The organism is Zoogloea sp. GDB6 (assembly GCF_056724105.1).
The window spans coordinates 1,772,567-1,791,863 of sequence record NZ_CM161497.1 but is presented as its reverse complement, the minus strand read 5'-3'; the positions used below and the strand labels follow the sequence as shown (position 1 = coordinate 1,791,863).

Annotated in this window: 11 protein-coding genes; 1 reads left to right on the top strand and 10 read right to left on the bottom strand. The window is 63.8% G+C overall.

From position 1 onward, the window contains the following. From prsK to modD, 4 genes are all read right to left on the bottom strand, one after another. On the bottom strand, window positions 1-2,097 hold the full coding sequence (prsK, locus tag AC1PQG_RS08090) for an XrtA/PEP-CTERM system histidine kinase PrsK (RefSeq protein WP_481122086.1): 2,097 nt from the start codon (window positions 2,095-2,097) through the stop codon (window positions 1-3). An 87-nt stretch (window positions 2,098-2,184) separates the two neighbouring features. Continuing rightward, the gene (locus tag AC1PQG_RS08085) at window positions 2,185-3,570 is read right to left on the bottom strand and encodes a TIGR03013 family XrtA/PEP-CTERM system glycosyltransferase (RefSeq protein WP_481122085.1); all 1,386 of its coding nucleotides are present in this window, start codon (window positions 3,568-3,570) and stop codon (window positions 2,185-2,187) included. 414 nt (window positions 3,571-3,984) lie between these two features. After that, window positions 3,985-5,880: a potassium transporter Kup gene (locus AC1PQG_RS08080; protein WP_481122084.1), complete on the bottom strand. Its 1,896-nt coding sequence runs from the start codon at window positions 5,878-5,880 to the stop codon at window positions 3,985-3,987. 185 nt (window positions 5,881-6,065) lie between these two features. Next, window positions 6,066-6,929 (bottom strand): ModD protein, encoded by an 864-nt coding sequence (gene modD / locus AC1PQG_RS08075; RefSeq protein WP_481122083.1) that lies wholly within the window; start codon window positions 6,927-6,929, stop codon window positions 6,066-6,068. 238 nt (window positions 6,930-7,167) lie between these two features. On the opposite strand from modD, the gene AC1PQG_RS08070 reads away from it, so the two are divergent. Then, window positions 7,168-10,476, top strand: coding sequence for an EAL domain-containing protein (locus AC1PQG_RS08070; protein ID WP_481122082.1), 3,309 nt, complete (start codon window positions 7,168-7,170; stop codon window positions 10,474-10,476). 9 nt (window positions 10,477-10,485) lie between these two features. On the opposite strand, the gene AC1PQG_RS08065 is transcribed toward AC1PQG_RS08070, so the two are convergent. From AC1PQG_RS08065 to AC1PQG_RS08040, 6 genes are read right to left on the bottom strand one after another with little or no spacing between them, the layout of a single operon-like run. Further along, window positions 10,486-11,436 (bottom strand): response regulator, encoded by a 951-nt coding sequence (locus tag AC1PQG_RS08065; protein WP_481122081.1) that lies wholly within the window; start codon window positions 11,434-11,436, stop codon window positions 10,486-10,488. Next, window positions 11,429-14,833, bottom strand: a complete 3,405-nt coding sequence (locus AC1PQG_RS08060; RefSeq protein WP_481122080.1) for a hybrid sensor histidine kinase/response regulator — start codon at window positions 14,831-14,833, stop codon at window positions 11,429-11,431. The genes AC1PQG_RS08065 and AC1PQG_RS08060 overlap by 8 nt, the downstream gene beginning before the upstream one ends. Next, window positions 14,833-16,206, bottom strand: a complete 1,374-nt coding sequence (locus AC1PQG_RS08055) for a sigma-54-dependent transcriptional regulator (RefSeq protein ID WP_481122079.1) — start codon at window positions 16,204-16,206, stop codon at window positions 14,833-14,835. Before AC1PQG_RS08055 ends, AC1PQG_RS08060 begins: the two co-directional genes overlap by 1 nt. After that, a complete protein-coding gene (locus AC1PQG_RS08050; RefSeq protein ID WP_481122078.1) occupies window positions 16,203-17,786 on the bottom strand; it encodes a sensor histidine kinase in 1,584 nt (527 codons plus the stop codon). Before AC1PQG_RS08050 ends, AC1PQG_RS08055 begins: the two co-directional genes overlap by 4 nt. Continuing rightward, window positions 17,783-18,040 (bottom strand): PP0621 family protein, encoded by a 258-nt coding sequence (locus AC1PQG_RS08045; RefSeq protein ID WP_481122077.1) that lies wholly within the window; start codon window positions 18,038-18,040, stop codon window positions 17,783-17,785. Before AC1PQG_RS08045 ends, AC1PQG_RS08050 begins: the two co-directional genes overlap by 4 nt. 31 nt (window positions 18,041-18,071) lie before the next feature. Next, on the bottom strand, window positions 18,072-19,232 hold the full coding sequence (locus tag AC1PQG_RS08040; RefSeq protein WP_481122076.1) for a pyridoxal phosphate-dependent aminotransferase: 1,161 nt from the start codon (window positions 19,230-19,232) through the stop codon (window positions 18,072-18,074). Window positions 19,233-19,297: the final 65 nt, after the last annotated feature.

Below are 19,297 nucleotides of genomic sequence, written 5' to 3'. Positions count from 1 at the left end.
CTACTCAGCCAATGCTTCGTTACCGGCATTCTGGGGTTGCGCGGCGAGCGGCAGGCGGATCTCGAATCTTGACCCCACACCCACCTCGCTCTGCACCGTTAGGCTTCCCCCAAGTTCATTCACGTACTGCTGCGCCTCATAGGCTCCGACCCCCATGCCGCTGGCTTTGGTCGTCTGGAACGGCTTGAACAATTGTTCCCGAATGAAAGCGGCCGACATGCCCGACCCGCTATCCCGAACGGTAATGCAGGCAAATTTACCCTCCTGGGATAGCCCGACTGACACACTACCATGCTCGGGTGTCGCGTCCAGAGCATTTTGCACTATATGACCGAGTATTCGCTCAAGGCGCTCAGCATGGGCCAAGACAGCCAGGTCCGGCAGGACGCCGAGTAGCCTGGGACTGGGTTTGAACAATCGCTTGGACTGCAGCACATGCTCGACAACCCCTCCGATCTGGACAGGACGACGCTGGTTGATCGGAGTCTTCTCCATCAACTGAGCCATCAACCCCCGCATACGTGTTTCCACATGCTTCACCGTTTCAAGCATATCCGCCTGGAATTCCGGATTGTCCTTGTGACGCTCGGCATTACGCAACATCAGCGAGAGTTGGGCCACGAGATTCTTCAAATCATGGACAACGAAGGCGGACATACGGTTGAACGCATCGAATTTACGCGCCTCAATCAAGGCCTCGGCAGCCTGCATCCGCGTGATGTAGCCCGCGGCTTGCCGCCCCGCCATCTTGAGCAGATCGAGCACTTCCCAATTCACATCCACGGGCGTTCGAGGCGTCAGGAGAATCACGAACCCCACCAGCACGCCCGAGGAAATCAGCGGCACGATCAACCACATATCCGAAAGCTCCGACGCCCAAACCGGCATAGGCAAACCGGCTCCGGATGACAGCCCACTGCGCATCTCCTGCAGATTCACCACCCATTCCCGCTCCAGCAGGAAGCGACAGAACTCTGAATCGGCCTGCTCGCGCACACCATAATCCGGCATGTTGAGACGCGCCTGCTGGCCGTAGATGCCATTCAAATCGCAAAGCCAGACCCCTCCGCCAGGACTTTCGACCAGATCTGCAAGCGCCTTGACCACGGACTCACCAAGGCTCAACCCATCCCCCGCCACCGACAAGGCCTGAGTCACGCTCAGCCACTCCTTTCGGTAGTCATAGCGATATGCGAAGAAATGCTTGGCCAGCAGAACCCGCAAACGAGCCCGGAATGCCCCCGAAACGACCAGCACACAGAGGAACAGAATGCCACTGAAGAGCAGCGCCAACTGAAGAGCCTCTCCCCACTCCCCACCGAAATAGCGCATGTAGTAACCAGCACCGGCGATCACCAACAGGTACAGGCCGGAGCCGGCCAGCGCCGTCGAATGGAAAACCACATGGCGGGACAGGGAAACACGCAGCGTCCAATCCGGATTGCGGGACGCCGAGACCGCCAGCAAAGGAATGGTCAGCGTATGGGCAAAGCCACGGACACTCCAGGTAACCGGATCAATGCGGCTGAACAGCAGCATATCCGCATACAGATACACATCGAAGGCAAACAGACTGCCCAAGGCAAGCGTCAGCGGCTTGATGCCCCAACGATAGCGTTCAGGTACCGCACGATAGAAAAGCTCGAGCAGAACAAGCCCGAACACGGAGGACATCAATGACGTCGCAGCCCAAGTACGCATTGGCGTGCCATAAAGCGGCACTCCCAAGCTGAAACAGAAGACTCCGCCGGCAGCAAGGGCCACCACGGCCAATGCTCCCGGTGCGGGCCAGCGTGGCAACTCATCTATTTTGCTGTCGGCGGACGATTGGGACAGCAAGGCAACAAGAAAGCCGAACCAAGCGGCAAGCCGCAGTACGTCAAAAAAATTAGCCAGCTGGAACAACCACCCCCAGCCTGAAACGGAGAATGCCCAGTTAGCCCCTGCCCACAGGGCTCCGCCCGCTGCTGCGGCAATCAGCAAGGCTCCACGCCGCCCCTTTTTCCAGGCTACCGCCAGATACAGTCCGAATATCGCGTGGACGATGGCCGCGAACGCGTAACTCCAGACCGATACTTGGGACAGGACGGATTCCATCGGCTCTCAACAAAAAGGCACGTGCCCCCGCTTGGCGGGAGCACGGCATGTCATTCCGTCAGGGGTGAAAACAACGCAATAGAACGATCAATGCGCGCCGTCACCCGTCAAAACCACGCGAACGGTTTCAAACAACACTACAGTGTCCAGAAACAGCGTGTGATTCTTCACATAATAGAGATCGTACTGCAGTTTGTTGATCGCATCATCGACGGATGAACCGTACTGGTAACGAACCTGGGCCCAGCCCGTCACGCCCGGTTTGACGCAATGGCGAACCGCGTAGAACGGGATGTCCTTGGTCAGCTGGTCCACGAAGAAAGGGCGTTCGGGGCGCGGCCCAACCAGGCTCATATCCCCCCTCAACACATTGAACAGCTGTGGCAACTCGTCGATACGCACCTTCCGAATGAAGCGGCCGACGCGCGTGACCCGGTCGTCGTTGGCCGCAGCCCAGCGCGGCTTGCCATCTCGCTCGGCATCCCGACGCATACTGCGGAACTTGGTGACTTTGAACAACCGACCGCCAAGACCGACACGTTCCTGACGATAGAGCACCGGAGCACCGTCCTCAATCACGATAGCCAGCGCAGCCAGTACCATGACCGGAGCAGCAAGGAGGAGTAGGCAAAGAGAAGCCACGATATCGAAGATCCGCTTCACCAGCGTACGCCCCCAGCCCTGACGGAAGCCTTCCCCATAAATCAGCCAACTGGCTCGCAGGGAGTCGATTCGCACCTGACCTCGCACCCGCTCGAAAAAGCTGGACAGATCCAGGACCTTGATGCCGGCCATCTTGCAGTCGAGCAATTCGCGCAGCGGGATCACTCCCCCCCGACGCTCCTTGAGCGCAACGATGATCTCATTGACGCGCAGTTCATTGGCCGCAGCCAGCAGACTGCCATCGAAATGGACGATCCGCTTCGGGTCGACCCTCACTTCGTCATTGCTGCCTGCCGGGTAGAACCCCACTACCTGCAGGCTGGCATTGGCGGGATGCGTCAGTGCGTGTTCGACTGCGACGGCATCCGCTCCCGTCCCGATAACCATGATTCTCTTGACCAAAACCCCTGCCCCTGCACGTCGAACTGCAACTCCCCGCACGGCGACCACCAGCCCCAGCAGGGCGATGACGTTCAGCTCTACCGCATCATGGGCGAAAACCCCCCACGGCAACACCCGAAATACGCCATACGCCACCGGAACGCTCAGCACGATGGAAATGACCACCCGCATCACGGTTTCACGCCATTCGCCACTGAAACTGACTCGATAGAGGCCGAGGGCCCCATTAAGCATCATCATCACCGCAGCAAACATCAGCGCGGATGGCACGACGGAGAACAGGAGCGCGCCATCCACCTTGTCCTGAACCAGGAACACGACAATCACCGCAACAAACAGCAACAGCGCATCGAACAACAACTGCAGCACAGTGTTGGAAGGTACGTAATGATTGAAGAGTTTTAGCATTCCGAGCTCCGGCCGATCTTGCAATACGGCCGCCCATGCAAATTAGATGAAGCCGTCAAACGCAGACGCACTCACACCCCAGAAAAAAGCAGCACATTATCTATGAAGACGGCGTGAAGGTCATGCCGATTGTGCACTGCAAATTTGCCAAATGCGTGAAACCCCGCGCCTCAGCACGATAGCCCCAGGCGCTCGAAACACCCGTGATACCCGTCACGGGGAGAAGTACTTTTCGACGAATGCGATGCCCACAACGGGCTCAAATGAGAACCAAAATTATATGAAAGGCATTCTTAAATCTGAATTAGTTTTTTGATTTTATTAAAAAAATAAAAAATTATCACTTATTTCATTTTAAAAGCAACAGATTCCAACAACCCTTTAAAAACGACAAATACATAATTCCAGAAGCCATCAAAGCTCAATTTGGGTACCAAATTCAACCACCCGATTGGCCGGAATGCAGAAAAAATCGGCGGCGCTGTGCGCATTTCTGAAGAGCAGAATGAACAGCCGCTCCCGCCACAGGCCGAGGGAGGCCCCGGTTCTGGGGATCAACGTCTCCCGCCCCAGGAAGAACGAAGACTCCATCAGTTCGAAAGGCAACCCCTGATCTTCACACATGGCCAGTGCGGCGGGGATGTCCGGATCGTCCTTGAACCCATAGCGGACAAAGACACGGTAGAAACCGAAATCCAGTTCCTCCACCCGGACCCGGTCCACAGCCTGCACGTAGGGGATGTCGTCGGTCATCACGTTCACCAGCACCACACGCGCATGCAACACCTTGTTGTGCAGCAGATTGTGCAACAGAGCACGGGGCACTCCGTCCGGCGCCGTGGTCATGAACACGCCGGTTCCCGGAACGCGCAGCGGGGGGTCATGAAACATGGACTGGATGAACAGATCGAGGGGCATCGTGTCCTGCCGCATGCGCTCCGAAAGCAGTGCACGCCCCCGTTTCCAGGTCATCAGCAGGGTATGGACCGCCAGCCCCATTGCCAGCGGAAACCAGCCTCCATCGAAGATCTTGACGCTGTTGGCGGCAAAGAAGCCGAAATCAACGGTGAAGAACAGGGTCAGGAAGGCCACCGCCGGCGCCCAGCGCCACTGCCACAGCGCCCGCACCACCACAAAGGCGAGCACCGTGTCGATCATCATCGTCAAGGTCACCGCGATGCCATAGGCAGAGGCCAGTGCGCTCGACGAACGGAAGCCGATCACCAGCGCAACCACCGCCCCCAACAGCAGCCAGTTCACGTTGGGCACGTAGATCTGCCCCATCTCCTTGTCGGAGGTGTGAATCACGTGGATACGCGGCGAATAGCCCAACTGCACGGCCTGCTTGGTCAGCGAGAAGGCGCCCGAGATCACTGCCTGGGAAGCGATGATGGTAGCCAGCGTAGACAAGCCGACCATGGGCAGCAGCAAGGGCTGCGGCACCAGCAGGTAGAAGGGATTGGATACGGCCGCGGGATTGTCGAGGATCAGCGCCCCCTGCCCCAGGTAATTGAGGTAGAGGGCCGGAAACACGTAGCCGAACCACGCGACCTTGATCGGGCGCCGGCCGAAATGGCCCATGTCCGCATACAGGGCCTCGCCACCGGTGATCGCCAACACTACCGCCCCCAGCGCCAGGAAGCCAAGCCAATGATTATCAGCAAAGAAACTCACCGCGTAGGCGGGATTGATGGCGCGCAGCACATCGGGGTGGCGTGTGACGTTCATCGCCCCGAGCACGCCGAGGGTCGTGAACCAGAACAGCATCACCGGGCCGAACACCGCGCCGACCTGGGCGGTCCCCTTGCTCTGGATGATGAACAGGCCGGTCAGCACGAGCAGCGAGATCGGCAGCACATAAGGCTTGAAGGCCGGCGTCACCACCTCCAGCCCCTCCACCGCCGACAGCACCGAAATGGCCGGCGTGATTACCCCGTCGCCGTAGAACAAGGCGGCACCGAACAGTCCCAGGCCGGCCATCGCGGCGCCCAGGCGTGGCGACTTGCTGGTACGAAGGGCGAGGGACGTCAGGGCCATGATGCCCCCCTCCCCCCGGTTGTCGGCCCGCATGATGTAGACCACGTACTTGAGGGACACGACGATAGTCAGCGCCCAGAACACCAGGGACAGGATGCCCAGCACGTTGTCCGGGGTAACCGGCACCGCGTGAGGACCGTTGAAGACTTCCTTCATCGTGTACAAGGGACTGGTGCCGATGTCACCGAATACCACTCCCATCGCCGCCAGCGCGACCGGCAGGACCTGCATACGGGACTGCTTCTCTTGCCCGGGGGCAAGCACTGTACTCATACGGCTCTCCTGAAACACCTCCGGACGGATCCACCGATCCCCCCTGGAACTCACTGCCGACGGCGGATTGCCACAGTCGGGCGCCCCAGGAGGCCGGTTCATCGGCGAAGTCCGGCCACGCTTGGGGCCGAGATACTACCGCATTGCAACAGGAGCCGGAGACAGAACGCTCCGGAGACGACGACTCATGCCAACGGCAGTTCAAAACTGACGGCGACGTCGGCGGGCGGCGCGGTATAGGGCGCGGACGTCACCAGCAGATCGGCACCGGCCGCCACGAAGGCCGCCGCATTGTCCGCCTTCACCCCTCCGGCGGCGGCGAGCAGCGGCGCTCCGTGCCCGTTGGACGCGTGCTCATTCACCCATTGCCGACATTCCGCCACCTGCTCGACGGAGAACTTCTCGAGTTGCAGCACATCAGCCCCCGCCCGGGCCCATTCGGCAGCCTCCTCAACGCTGCTGACCTCGACGACGATCTTCTTTTCCGGCTCCCGGGCCCGCAAGCGGACCACAGTCTGCGCCGGCGTCTCGCTCAGGAACAGGCGATGCTCTGCAAATACCAGCAGGGATTCGGACAGGCCCATACGGTGGATCGTCGCCCCACCGGCGCGCACAGCCTTCACCGACATGGCTTTCGCACCCGGCACATTCTTCCGGGTGCACGCCACCGCGACCCGTCGCCCTCCCGCCTCTGCCGCCTTGACGATGGCTGCGGCTGCCGTTGCCAGCCCGCTGGCCCACTCCATCAGGACCTGTCCGGTCTTCCACGCGGAGTGCAGGGAATCAACTCCCCCTTCGGCTTCGAGCAGCAGACGCCCAGCCTCCACGTGAGTCCCCGACGGCACCCACAGGCGCGCCCGCGCCCCGACCAGCTCGAAAAGGCGTGTCGCCTCCTCCGATCCACATACCGTCATGGCGCCCCGCGCGCGAAAGGCCACCCGCCCCTCTCGCCCGCCGATACCCAGCGACGCCGTGGTCAGATCACCGCAGGACACATCGTCGGCCAGCAACGCAAGAAGGGTCACGTCCGCCAAATTGAACGAAGACATCATCAAGGCTCCCGAAATCGATCACAGAAACAGATTGAGGACGGTCGATGATACTCGCCAGGCGCTTTAATGCAGCGGCTGCGGAGTACACCACAGCAGCCCGACGGTTATGCTCCACCTGGAAAATCTGGCAACGCTACAATGACGACGACTTGCCGTACGGAACCCGGGTTCGCACAGAACAGCCCTTGACCGCCATCGGCTTTCGACACCAGCAACCTGATACCGCAGACAGCCAATGCCTTTCTCCCAGCGGATACAGCAACTCGCCGGAATTGCTGTCGCCTATGCGCTGTGCGGCCTGATCGCACTGCATATCGCGATCCCGCCCGGCTACGTCGCACCGCTCTACCCCCCCGCCGGAATCGCCCTGGCCGCCATGCTCATCAAAGGCCGACGCATCTGGCCAGCCATCTTTCTCGGTGCAGCCATCACCAACGTGGAAGCGGTCGCACGTGCGGGGCTCGGGGGGATCAACTGGATCATGCCCCTGTGCGTCGGCACCGGCGCGGTGCTGCAGGCCTTCGCCGGCGTGGCGCTGATACGGCGCTGGGTCGGTTTTCCCAATTCCCTCGACAGCGCCGGCTCCATCCTGCGCTTCTTCTTCGTCGCCGCCCCGCTCAGTTGCCTGATCAGTGCCAGCATCGGCGTCGGCGCCCTGTCCCTGCTCGGCTCGGTCCCGGAACACGATGCCATCTTCAGTTGGTGGAACTGGTGGGCCGGCGACGCCATCGGCATTCTCATCGCCTGCCCTCTGATCTTCGCCTTCTGGGGGCAGCCGCAGCGGGACTGGGCACCTCGCCGCCTGGGTCTCGTGATTCCCATGGGCACCGCACTGTTCCTGCTGGTCGGCCTGGAAATCCAGATCGGCCAATGGGAGCGTCAGCGCCTGCAATCCCGTTTCGAAAGTGACGCCCACTTCATCTCCAATCTGCTGACCAGCCGCCTGGCCAACTATCAGTCGGTCCTGCAATCCGCCGAACGGGTGATGGTCGCCGCACCGGATCTGGATGACGAAGGCTTCCAGCAGTTCGCCGCGTCATGGCTGACCCGCCTCGGCGGCGTCCAGGCCATCGGCTGGATTCCCCGCGTTGCGGGCACCCAGCGCACAGCCTTCGAACACGCAGCACGCAGTGCATCGGGCGTTGGCGACTTCCAGATACTCGATCGCGGAACAGCCGGCGAACTGTACCCGGCCCGTGACCGCGCCGAGTATTACCCCGTCCGCTTCGTCGCCCCGCTGGAGTCCAATCGGCGCGTCTTCGGTGTCGATGTATCGACGATCCCAGCCAGCGCGGAAGCCATGCAGCGCACCAGCGCCGACGGCCAGGCCGCCGCCTCCAGGGCCTTCGAGCTCACCCAGGAGACGCAGGGCATGGCCGGCGTCGTGCTGTACCAGCGGGCCAATCACCACGGCCTGCCTCCGCCGACCCGTCTCGACGGTTTCGTCTTCGTCGCGCTGCGCGTCGAGGAAAGCGTGGCCAGTGCCCTGCGCGGCCATGAGATCCCCGGCATCCAGTACTGCTTGACCGAAAATGTGGGCGGCCAGAAGGTCGGCAACCATCTCGCCGGCCACCAATCCTGTCCGCTGGCTGACGCTGTCGGCACCGATGGACTGACCCCCTGGATAGAGCCCATTGAGTTCGGAGGTCAGTCCTGGACGCTGACCCTCAGCACCGATCCGAGTTACTCCTTCCGCCAGCGGGGCTGGGAAGCCTGGACCCTTCTTGCCATCGGCCTGTTGAGCATCGGCACACTGGGCGCTTTCCTGCTTGCCACCACGGGCCGCGCCCGCCGCATTGAAGAGCTGGTGGATCGGCGCACCATCGAACTGGCCGACGCAGGCCGTCGCCTGATCGACCAACAGGCGATGCTGACCCACGCCGAGCGGATCGCCCACCTCGGCAGCTGGGAAGCCGACCCGGTGAGCGACCGCAACCACTGGTCTGCCGAGCTCTATCGCATTCTCGGCGTACCGACCGACACCCCGAGTACCCTGCAGAACTTCCTGGCTGCCATCCACCCGGAGGACCGTCTGCGGTTGCAGAACACCCTCGACAGAGTTCAGCAAGGGCAGCCCGGCGCCAACCTGGACATGCGCCTGACGAGCCCGGGCAGGGACGGCTGCATTGTGCATGTCAGCATCGAAGCCGCGCCGGCCAGCAATGGCATGTGCACCCTACGGGGCACCGTGCAGGACGTTTCGGAAAGCCGGGCCGCGCAAGCCCACATCCATTACCTGGCCCACTACGACCCCCTGACCGGTCTGCCGAACCGCAGCCTGTGGATCAGCCGCGCCGAGCAGGCACTGGCTTTCGCCCGGCGCAACCATACCTGCGTCGGCGTGCTGTTCTTAGATCTGGACAACTTCAAGAAGGTGAACGACACCCTCGGCCATCCAACCGGCGACCGCCTGCTGTCGGCCGCCGCCAAACGTCTATCCCAATGCCTGCGCGATGAAGATGTGCTGGCCCGTCTGGGCGGTGACGAATTCGTCGTGCTGCTCCCCCAACTGTCCCGCTCGGAAGATGCCGCCACCGTCGCCCGCAAGCTCATCGACAGCCTGCTCGCGCCCTTTGACATCGACGGCCAGGAGCTCACCGTCAGCACCAGCATCGGAATTGCCCTCGCGCCCGACAATGGCACCCACGTGGACGTGCTACTGAAACATGCCGACACTGCCATGTACGACGCCAAAAATGAGGGACGCAACGATTTCCGCTTCTTCACGTCCGAGATGAACAGCCGTGCCTACGCGCGCCTCATGCTGGAGAACGCACTGCGACGTGCCATTGAACGCAACGAACTGGTCCTCGAATACCAGCCCCAGTGGGAGATGCCCGGCAAACGGCTGATCGGCGTCGAAGCCCTGGTGCGCTGGGACAGCCCTGACCGGGGACGCGTCCTGCCGGGCGAGTTCATTCCCCTCGCCGAAGAAACCGGCCTGATCCACGCCATCGGTGACTGGGTCCTGCACGAGGCATCCCGCCAGCAGGCCGCCTGGCGGGATGCCGGCCTGCCGGAGCTGACCGTTGCCATCAACATCTCGGCCCTACAGTTCCGCCGCCCGGGCTTCATCGACCGGCTCCGCCATGCACTGACCCACTGGAACATACCGCCCAGCGGTATCGAGCTGGAAATCACGGAAAGCGCGCTGATGCAGCCCAGTAGCGACACCGAACAGCAGTTCGCCACACTGAGCAAGCTGGGGGTCGGCCTCGCGCTGGACGATTTCGGCACCGGCTATTCAAGCCTGTCCTACCTCAAGCGCCTACCGTTGACGCGCTTGAAAATCGACCGCTCTTTCGTGCAGGACCTGCCCGGCGACCCGGAAGACGCCGCGATTGCCACCGCCACCCTGTCGATCGCTCGCGATCTGGGCCTCGACGTAGTTGCAGAAGGCGTCGAAACCGAAGCCCAGCGCGACTTCCTCCTCGAACGCCAATGCCGCGTGATGCAGGGCTACCTGCTCGCCCGGCCGCAATCCGCCGCTGACATCACCCGCTTGCTGCGCAGCGAGGCGGAACGCAGTGCGGTCCCGGCCTGAACATCTGAACTAACCCTCGCCGGCGCCGCCACTGCGGATCCGCGCCATCGCCACGGACGCCGCCGCGGTGCGGTTCTCGACGCCCAGCTTGGCGAAGACGTGTTCCAGATGCTTGTTGACGGTACGCGGGCTGGAACCGAGGATCTCGCCGATGTCCGGGCTGGTCTTCCCCTTGATCACCCAATAGAGCACCTCAGCCTCGCGGTTGGTCAGGCGGAAAGCCCCCATCAGCGCGTCGAGCACCGCCGCGTCAGACTCCTCGCGCAGGCTCACCAGCCACTCGTCGTCGCCGGTCCGGTCGTGCAGCGTGAAGATCAGCCGGCGCGCGCCCTGATTCAGAGACAGCGGCGGAAACTCGCGCCCCTCGCCACGGGCGCGGCCGGAGGACTGTACCCAAGCCATCACCGGCGGTGGCGCCTGATCTTCCAGGCCTTCCACGCCCTCGAAATAAGTCTGCATCAGCTTCCTCGCCAGCGGCGTCTGCCATACCACCCGACCGCTCTCCGGGCGGAGGGCCAGCGTCGCCTGGCCGAAGGCGTCCAGCGCACTGCGCGCCTGCTTCATCAGGCGCGCGCTCTGCATGTGGGCGGCGATGCGGGCCAGTACCTCCTGCGGGCGGATCGGCTTGGTCACGTAGTCCGCACCACCGGCGGCGAAGGCGGCCACCACGTGCTCGGTCTCGGTCAGCCCGGTCATGAAGACGATGGGGATGTGGCGCGTCGTGAAATCGGCTTTCAGGCGCCGCGCCACCTCGAAGCCATCCATGCCCGGCATCATCGCGTCGAGCAGGATCACGTCGGGCAGGCTCTGGCGCGCCCGCTGCAATGCCGTCTCGCCGTTGGTGGCGACCAGCACCGTGTAGCCGGATTCGTCGAGGGCGTCGTGGAGCACCGACAGATTCTCCGGAATGTCGTCCACGATCAGCACGAGGTCGGAATTGAGCCGGTCGAAATCAGGCATGGCGGGCTTTTTCCAGCAACGGTGGAATGGCATCGAGGCGGAAACCGCGGGTCAGCTCGCGGACTTCGGCCACAAAAGCGGCATAGGCCGGATCGGCTGCTTCGATGTCGGCCAGGCGGGCCAGGATACCCTTCACATAGCCGAGCTCGACCTGGTGTGCCAACGGCTCCAGCAGCACAGCCGGCGGCGCGACCCAGCTGACCGGCGGCGCGGACGGCAACGCGTCGACAGACTCCAGCCATTCGAGGCCCAAGCGCAGCCCGATCCAGTCCAGCAACTCGTTCACCTGCACCGGCTTGAGGATGAAGTCCGCGGCACCGATCCCCAGGTCGTTGTCGTCGGTGTGCAGGCCCCGCTCGTAGGCGTTGGCCGAGATGATCGCCACCGGCGTCCCGGCGTAGGCGCCAGCGCGGAGGCGGCGCACCGTCTCCCAGCCATCCATGCCCGGCATCGCCAGGTCCATGAAGACCAGGTCGGGGCGAAATTCCGGCAACAGGTTCAGGCATTCCTGTCCGGACGCCGTCTGGGCCAGCACGAAGCCGAGGGGCTCCAGCAGCGTGATCAGGAATTCCCGGTCCACCCGCTCGTTGTCCACGATCAGGATGCGCCGCCGCTCACCGCGGTAGCCCAGCCGGTTGCGGCGCGGCAGCTGGCGTGTCGCCAGCTCGTCGCGGACCTGTGGCAGGAACAGGCGCACGCGGAAGGTGGTACCAACGCCAAGTTCGCTGTTCACCGTCAGCTCGCCGCCCATCACATCGGCGAACATGCGGCTGATCGTCAGCCCCAGCCCTGCCCCGCTCGCCCCCTGGGCCGAACTGCCACGGGAAAAGGGCTCGAAGATGCGCTCGATCTCGGCCGCCGAAATGCCTGGCCCGGAATCCTCGATCTCGAAGGTCGCCATTTCCATGCGGTAGGCGAGGCGCAGGCTGATGTGACCCTTGGCGGTGAACTTCACCGCGTTGCCGAGCAGGTTGATGAGGATCTGGCGCAGGCGCTTCTCGTCGGCACGCAGGAAGGCCGGCAGCTCACCCTTCGGCTCGAAAAGGAACTCCAGCCCCTTGTTGCGTGCCTGCAGCTCGAACATGCCGACGATCTGCGCCATGAAATCGCGGAAATCCAGCGGCTTCACGTCCAGCGTCAGCTTGCCGCCCTCGATGCGGGCGATGTCCAGCGTACCTTCGATGACCGACAGCAGGTGGTCACCGCTGCGGCGGATCACGTTGATCGCCTGGCGCCGATGCACCGGGATCGAATCGTCCCCGTCGAGGATCTGCGCGTAGCCGAGGATGCTGTTCAGCGGCGTGCGCAGTTCATGGCTGATCGCGGTGATGTAGCGGCTCTTGGCCTGATTGGCCAGGTCGGCCACCTGCTTGGCTTTCTGCAACTGCTCGTCGGTGCGCCGGTGGGAATCGATCTCGCGCATCAGCAGGTGGGTCTGGCGATTCGACTCCTCCTGCGCCACCTGACGGCTTTTGTGGGTCAGCACCAGCCACCACACCACCAGCCCGGCCAGCAGCAGCAACGCCGCGTAGCCTTTCAGGAAAGCCAGCCGCAAGGCCGGCGCGAACTCCGGCGCGCTCGCACCGAGCAGGCTGAGGCCGTGGTAGTGCAGCAACCACATCAGCAGCGCCAGCCCCGGCGCGATGACACCCATCAACAGCAGGTAGTGGCCGAGCCCGGTTTCCAGGTAAGGCCACACCGAGCGCGGCAGCAGGCGCCGCATCGCCGCCGACCACTGGGCCGAAAGCCGCGCCTCGGGCTTGCACAAGTCGTTGCAGCGGGCATCCAGCGAGCAGCACAGGGAGCAGATATCGCCCTGGTAGGCCGGACAGTAGGCCAGGTCGTCAGCCTCGTACTCGCTCTCGCAGATCGCGCAACAGCGGGTGCCGCCAGCCGCGGACGAGACCGGCCGGCGGGCGATATAGTAGCGTCCGCCAGTGAGCCAGGCGATCAGCGGCGCGGTGACGAAGGCGACCACCAGCGCGATGAGCGCCGAGAAGGCCGCCGCATCCGGCCCGAACACGCCCAGGTAGGCTGCCACCGACAGCACCGAGGCGATCCCCATCGCACCGACGCCGACCGGATTGACGTCGTACAGGTGGGCGCGCTTGAACTCGATGCCTGGTGGCGACAGGCCCAGCGGCTTGTTGACGACCAGATCGGCGACCACCGCCATCATCCATGAGATAGCCACGTTGGCGTACAGGCCGAGCACCTTGCCGAGGGCCTGGAACACGTCCAGTTCCATCAGCACCAGCGCGATCAATGTATTGAAGACCACCCACACCACCCGCCCCGGGTGACTGTGGGTCAGCCGCGCGAAGAAGTTCGACCACGCCAGCGAGCCGGCGTAGGCATTGGTGACGTTGATCTTGAGCTGGGACACCACGACGAACAGCGCCGTCGCCGCCACCGCCCAGTGCAGGCCGGGAAACACATACTCGTAGGCGGCTAGGTACATCTGGTTGGGGTCCACCGCTCGATCCGCCGGCACCGAGTTGCTGATCGCCAGATAGGCCAGCAGCGCGCCGCCAAGCATCTTGATCACCCCCGGCAGCACCCAGCCCGGCCCGCCGAGCAGCACCCCTGCCCACCAGTGCCAGCGATTGGCCGGCGTCTTCTCGGGCATGAAGCGCAGGTAGTCGGCCTGCTCCCCCATCTGAGTCATCAGCGCGATGCCCACCGTCAGCGCAGCGCCGAAAGCCCGCATGTCGAAACCCGCACCGACACCATGTTCGCCGCCGTAGGAGACGATGCTATGCAGTACATCCGGGCGTTCGCTGAACACGAAGACGTAGGGCACCACCAGCATCAGGATCCACAGCGGCTGGGTCCACGCCTGCAGGCGGCTGATCGCCGTCACCCCGTGGGTGACCAGCGGAATCACCACCACCGCGCACAGCAGGTAGCCCCAGGCCGGCGGGATGTCGAAGGCCAGATCCAGCGCGTAGGCCATGATCGCCGCTTCGAGGGCGAAGAAGATGAAGGTGAAGGACGCGTAGACCAGTGATGTGAGCGTCGAACCGATATAGCCGAAGCCGGCGCCGCGGGTCAGCAGGTCCATGTCCACACCGTAGCGCGCCGCATAAACGCTGATCGGCAGGCCGGCCAGGAAGATGATCAGCCCGGCGGCGAGGATCGCCCACAGTGCGTTGCTGAAACCATAATCCACCAGCAGGGTGGCACCGACCGCCTCCAGCACCAGGAAGGAGGCCACGCCGAAGGCGGTATTGGCGACCCGCCATTCCGACCAGCGCCGGAAGCTGCGCGGCGTGAAGCGCAGCGCGTAATCCTCGATGGTCTCGCGGGCGACCCAGGCGTTGTAGTCGCGCCGGACCTTGACCACCCGCTGGACGGCATCCTGTTCCGTCGCAGCGGTCGTGGCCTCGGCGTCCATCACTCCTTCATGCCCAGCCGTTCCAAGCGATAGCGCAGGGAACGGAAGGTCACACCCAGGTGGCGGGCTGCTGCGGTGCGGTTGCCGCCTGATTTCTCCAGAGCCTCCTCGATGGCATGGCGCTCAACCTGATCGAGATAGTCCTGCAGGTCAGTGCCGGCCGGCGCCGTGGCGGTGGCCGGACTGCTCTCGCCAATGTCGGCCGGATCGAGCAGCAGGTCGTCCGCCTCGATCACTTGTCCGCTCGACAGGGCCAGCGCCCGCTCCAGGATGTTCTCCAGCTCGCGCACATTGCCCGGGAAGGAATAGGCTCCCAGCGCCTTTACCGCACCTTCGCTGAGGCAAGCCACCGGCATGCCGGACACCTCGGCCAGGCGCTCGAGAAGGATCTCCGCCAGCCGCGGGATATCCTCGCTGCGCTCGCGCAGCGCCGGCATGCGCAGTTCGATGACGTTGAGGCGGTAGAACAGATCCTGGCGAAAGCGCGAAGCCTCCACCATGGCCTTCAGGTTCTGATGGGTGGCACTGAGGATACGCACATCCACGGCCGTTTCAGCGGTGTCACCGAGGCGGCGGAACTTCTTTTCCTGGATCGCCCGCAGCAGCTTGACCTGCATCGCCAGAGGCAGGTCGCCGACCTCATCAAGGAACAGGGTGCCACCGTGGGCGGCCTGGAAGAAGCCTTCCCGGTCTGTGTCGGCGCCGGTAAAGGCCCCCTTCTTCGCCCCGAAGAACTCGCTCTCCATGAGGTTTTCCGGGATCGCACCACAGTTTACCGCCACGAAGGGCGCCGCCGCACGGGGGCCCAGTTCGTGGATCATCCGCGCCGCGCGCTCCTTGCCACTACCGGACTCGCCGGAGATGAAGACCGGCGCCTGGCTTCTGGCCAGTTTTTCGATCAGCGAGCGGACCTGCACCATCGCCGGCGAATCACCAATCAGGCTGGAACTGTCCTTGTGCTGATTGTCACCGTCCTTGGCCGATACCGAGAAGACGGATTTCACCAAGGCCCGCAGTTGGTCGATGGAAACCGGTTTGGCGAGGTAATCGAAGGCACCGGCCTTGAGCGCCGTCACCGCGTTGTCCATGCTGCCGAAAGCGGTGATCACCGCCACGGGCAGATCGCGGACGTTTTCCGAGATGTAGCGTACCAGCTCCAGACCGTCGCCGTCAGGCAGGCGCATGTCGGTCAGGCACAGGCGATAGCGCTTCTCGCCGAGCAGGCGCCGGGCTTCCGCCAGGTTGGCAGCGCCGTCGCTGACCAAGCCGAGGCGTAACAGGGTGAGTTCGAGCAGTTCGCGGATGTCATCCTCGTCGTCGACGATGAGAACATCCGGCCCGCCGGAGCGGGCCCTTCTTTCGTGCTGGATCATGGTTTCACGCGTCCAGTGATGCGGAAATGGGCACCAGCCGGCGAAGCGCCGGGCTCATCGCGGCACAGTTCGAGCACCGCGCCGTTGGCCTCGGCCAGCTCCCGGGCAATGTACAACCCCAGGCCGGTCCCTTTCGAATGGGTGGTGAAAAAGGGTTCGAAAACCTGCGTCCGCAGCTCTTCGGGAATCCCCGGACCATCGTCGGACACATCCAGTGCCACGCGACCGTCATCGCAGGGCGATGCCGTAATTGTCACCGCAGCCGGCCCGCCACTGCAATGGCGGCGCGCATTGCCCACAAGATTCCACAAAATCTGGCGCAGGTGGGTCCGGTCCATCGCCATCTGCAGTTCAGGCCCAACCCGGTTGACCACGAGCTCCGGCGGATCGCTGGCGTTCGCCACCGCGAACTCCTCCAGGAACTCGTCCACGAAATCCCGCAGCTGCAGGGCTTCCGGCAGCGCCTCGTCGCGCCGCCCGAGGGCCAGTACGTCGCCGACCAGGCGGTCGATGCGCTGCGCGTTGTTACCGATGATGCGGATCAGGCGGGCCTGCATGTCGCTGCGCTTCTCGTCGCGGAGCAGTTCTGCCGCCTGGTAAACCGAGGCCAGCGGATTGCGGATCTCGTGGGCGATGCTGGCGGTCAGGCGTCCAAGCGCAGCCAGCTTGACCTGCTGGATCTGGCGATGGGTGCGGTCGTAGTCCTCCAGATAGATCAACGTCTCGCCAGCCTCCCCGGCAGGGAGAAGACGCACGAGCAGCATCTTGCCGGTCAGTTCGGCGCGGATGCGCCGTGCCGAATCCGCCGTATTCACGCCACGCTGCAATTCCCGCGCCAGGGCTGGCGCGCAGGCCGCCAGCACGGCTCCCTCCTGCAGCGCCGGACCGAGCAAGGCCGCGGCCTGGGGGTTGTAATGGCGCACGGCGCCATCCTCGCCAACCACCAACACACCGTCCTGCATGTCTTTGATGATCTGCCGATTCAGACGCAACTGGCTGGCCAGATCGGCTCCACGCTGGCGAGCCAGGTTCTCGTTGGCGATCGCCCGCAGGGCCAGCAGACGCGCCACTTGGGCGATGGCGAAGAAACCGATGCAAGTCACCCCGACGGTGAAGAAGTCCGTCATCGGCCGGTCCGACAACAGGCGCGAGGTGTTCTCGAGCAGCACCGCCAGCGTCGCATAGGATGCATAGAACAGCACCATGCGCCCCTGCCCGACCAGACCGGCACCGGCCAGCGCCACCAAGATCAGGATCGGCATGCCGCTGCGGTAGCCGCCACTGGCCCACATGATCAGCGTCAGCAGCGTGATGTCCACCATCACCTGCACAGTCACCAGACGGTTCATGCCGAGGAGGCGGGCGGCGTCCGGGAAGCCGAGGATCAGCACCGCCGCCAGATAGGCAAAAGCAGCGCCGAAGAACAGGGCCGGGGAATCGCTGCCAAGCTGCAGCGCCCGTCCCGCCACGACGAAAATCCCGGCCAGCACCAGGCGGAACAGATTGAAATAGCGCAGCGGCTGGCTACGGTCGTCACCAGGCAGAAACTGGCTCGCGAAGGGGGCGGAACCGGCGCTCACGGGCGGGCGCCGAGGCGGCGGTGCTCCTCCGAGCAGAAGAAGCGGCCGCCGCTCATCACACCTTCGCTCTCCGGCACATGCACACCGCAATGGGCGCAGGCCACCATCTGCTCGATCTCGCCTGCCGGCGCCTGGCTCGCCCCCTGCTCCGGCGCGGCATCGCCACCCTCCTCGCGTCGCGGGCCACTCTGCAGTGCGCGACGAACATAGAAAACAGCCAGCAGGAACAGGACGAACAGCAGGATATTGCGCAAGACGAGGGCCTCCGGGGAATTGCGGGCCAGTTTAGCAGAAGCGTCCGAGGCGCTCGAAAGCCGCCTCCAGCGTGTCGTCGCGCTTGGCAAAACAGAAACGGATGACCTTTTCGTCGCGGCCGTCGCCAAAGAAGGCCGACAGCGGAATCGCCGCGACGCCGACCTCGCGGGTCAGCCATTCGACGAACTCGGTATCCGGCAGGTCGGCGATCGCCGTGTAGCGCGCCGTCTGGAAATAAGTGCCAGCGCAGGGCAGCAGCTCGAAACGGGTGGCCGCCAGCCCACAGCGAAAGAAGTCGCGCTTTTCCTGGTAGAAAGCCGCCAGGCGCAGATGGCGCTCGGCGTCGGCCATGTAGTCGGCCAGCGCCAGTTGCACCGGCGTATTGACGGTGAACACGTTGAACTGATGCACCTTGCGGAATTCCGCCATCAGCTCCCGTGGCGCCAACACGTAGCCGACCTTCCAGCCAGTCACGTGGTAAGTCTTGCCGAAGCTGGAGACGATGACGCTGCGCTCGGCCAGTTCCGGGTAGCGGGCGGCGCTTTCGTGGCGGGCACCGTCGAAGACGATGTGCTCATACACCTCGTCGGCCACCACCACGATGCCCGTACCGCGGGTGATCTCCGCCAGCCGCTGCAGGTCGGCTGCCGACCACACGGTACCGGTGGGGTTGTGCGGCGTGTTGATCATGATCATCCGCGTGCGCGGCGTCACCAGCGCCTGCACCGCGTCCCAATCGGGCCGGTAGTCCGGCGCGGCCAGGCGAGCGCGGCGCACCACGCCACCCTGCAAGGTGATGGCCGGCACGTAGGAATCGTAGACCGGCTCGAAGACGATCACCTCGTCGCCAGGATGGACCAGCGCCGCCACCGCAGTGAACAGCGCCTGGGTGGCGCCGGCCGTCACCGTTATCTCGTGCTCCGGATCGTAGGCCGCCCCATATAGATCCTGCACCTTGGCGGCGATCGCCGCGCGCAGCGCCGGCGTTCCGGCCATCGGCGCATACTGATTGTGGCCGCTGCGCATCCAGTGGGCGACCCGCTCGAACAGCAGGTCCTCCGCGTTGAAATCGGGAAAGCCCTGGGACAGGTTGATCGCCCCGCACTCCTGGGCCAGGCGGGACATCACGGTGAATACCGTCGTTCCCACTTCGGGCAGACGGGAAACGAGCGGCATGGGAAAAGACGGCATCGCAAATACACTCCGGATCAGGCTCTCCGATTCTGGCAGATCGACCGCGGCAGAGCCAACCGGTG

Excerpts from the sequence above, each read along its gene's own strand:
- prsK (WP_481122086.1), bottom strand. The coding sequence starts at position 2,097 with ATGGAATCCGTCCTGTCCCAAGTATCGGTCTGGAGTTACGCGTTCGCG.
- AC1PQG_RS08085 (WP_481122085.1), bottom strand. The coding sequence starts at position 3,570 with ATGCTAAAACTCTTCAATCATTACGTACCTTCCAACACTGTGCTGCAG.
- AC1PQG_RS08080 (WP_481122084.1), bottom strand. The coding sequence starts at position 5,880 with ATGAGTACAGTGCTTGCCCCCGGGCAAGAGAAGCAGTCCCGTATGCAG.
- modD (WP_481122083.1), bottom strand. The coding sequence starts at position 6,929 with ATGTCTTCGTTCAATTTGGCGGACGTGACCCTTCTTGCGTTGCTGGCC.
- AC1PQG_RS08070 (WP_481122082.1), top strand. The coding sequence starts at position 7,168 with ATGCCTTTCTCCCAGCGGATACAGCAACTCGCCGGAATTGCTGTCGCC.
- AC1PQG_RS08065 (WP_481122081.1), bottom strand. The coding sequence starts at position 11,436 with ATGCCTGATTTCGACCGGCTCAATTCCGACCTCGTGCTGATCGTGGAC.
- AC1PQG_RS08060 (WP_481122080.1), bottom strand. The coding sequence starts at position 14,833 with ATGGACGCCGAGGCCACGACCGCTGCGACGGAACAGGATGCCGTCCAG.
- AC1PQG_RS08055 (WP_481122079.1), bottom strand. The coding sequence starts at position 16,206 with ATGATCCAGCACGAAAGAAGGGCCCGCTCCGGCGGGCCGGATGTTCTC.
- AC1PQG_RS08040 (WP_481122076.1), bottom strand. The coding sequence starts at position 19,232 with ATGCCGTCTTTTCCCATGCCGCTCGTTTCCCGTCTGCCCGAAGTGGGA.